The organism is Vibrio sp. 1562, assembly GCF_033340155.1.
GTDB classification, from domain to species: domain Bacteria; phylum Pseudomonadota; class Gammaproteobacteria; order Enterobacterales; family Vibrionaceae; genus Vibrio; species Vibrio alginolyticus.
In genome coordinates this window covers 1-932 of sequence record NZ_JAWOVY010000156.1, presented here as the reverse complement: position 1 = coordinate 932, position 932 = coordinate 1, and the positions used below count along the sequence as shown (strand labels likewise).

At 45.4% G+C, this 932-nt stretch carries 1 protein-coding gene; it reads right to left on the bottom strand.

Annotated elements, in window-relative coordinates:
- Positions 1-149: 149 nt before the first annotated feature.
- Positions 150-911: an amino acid ABC transporter substrate-binding protein gene (locus tag R7Z49_RS23860; RefSeq protein ID WP_020904417.1), complete on the bottom strand. Its 762-nt coding sequence runs from the start codon at positions 909-911 to the stop codon at positions 150-152.
- Positions 912-932: the final 21 nt, after the last annotated feature.

Genomic DNA, 932 nt, shown 5'->3' with positions numbered 1-932 from the left:
GCAGTTCCAACATGTAATTAAAGTCAAATCCCATACGGCTTACCTAAAGGCTAGAGAAAAGAAAAGGTGGAAAACAATGTTCCACCTTCACATGAGTTTATTTTAGGTCGAGAGTTGCGATTGTTCGCATTCTCGAAAGCAAAGTAGCATTACTTCGTGATGTCAGCACCAAACCACTTCACTGAAATCTTTTCTACTGTACCATCTGCACGCATCTCTGCTAGTGCTTTATTCACTTCCGCTTGTAGCTTCTGACCTTTTTCATTGTTGACGAAAGGCCATGCGTTTTGAATGGTTTCAAACGGTTCACCAGCCAGTTCCAGTGGCAGACCAGTTTTCTTGATCAGTTCTAGCGCAGACAAACGGTCCATCACGAAAGCGTCTGCACGGCCAAGCGCAACATCATGCTCGATACCAGTGTCGTAAGTTTTGATGTTGATTTTGCCATCTTTGTCGTATTGGCGTAGTAGCTGCTCAAAGTTAGAACCTAGATTAACCGCAACGGTTTTGCCTGCTAGATCGTCTACACCTTTGATGCTGTCGTTGCCTTTACGTACTGTGATTTGCGCGCCGTCGATCACATAAGGGTCTGCAAACAGGTATTTCGCTTTGCGCTCATCTGTCATGGTGATTTGGTTTGAGATTGTATCGATGCGGCCAGTTTCTAAAAGACCAAACAAACCTGAGAAGTTCGACGTCACGTATTCGATCTTGTAGTCGTTACGCTTACCGATCTCATCCCACATATCCACCTCAAAGCCTTGTAGCTTGTCTTGCTTCACGAAAGTGAATGGGAAGTAACGGCCAGACATGCCCACCTTGACTTCAGTTGCGGCAGTGTCGACTGCCGCTTGAACTGTCGCGGCAGATAGTGCGATGGCTGCAACGGCAACCTTAACCCAGTTTTTCATAATACATCTCCATAATTTTAT

Bases quoted from the DNA above. Each gene is read 5' to 3' on its own strand.
- R7Z49_RS23860 (WP_020904417.1), bottom strand. From the start codon at position 911: ATGAAAAACTGGGTTAAGGTTGCCGTTGCAGCCATCGCACTATCTGCC.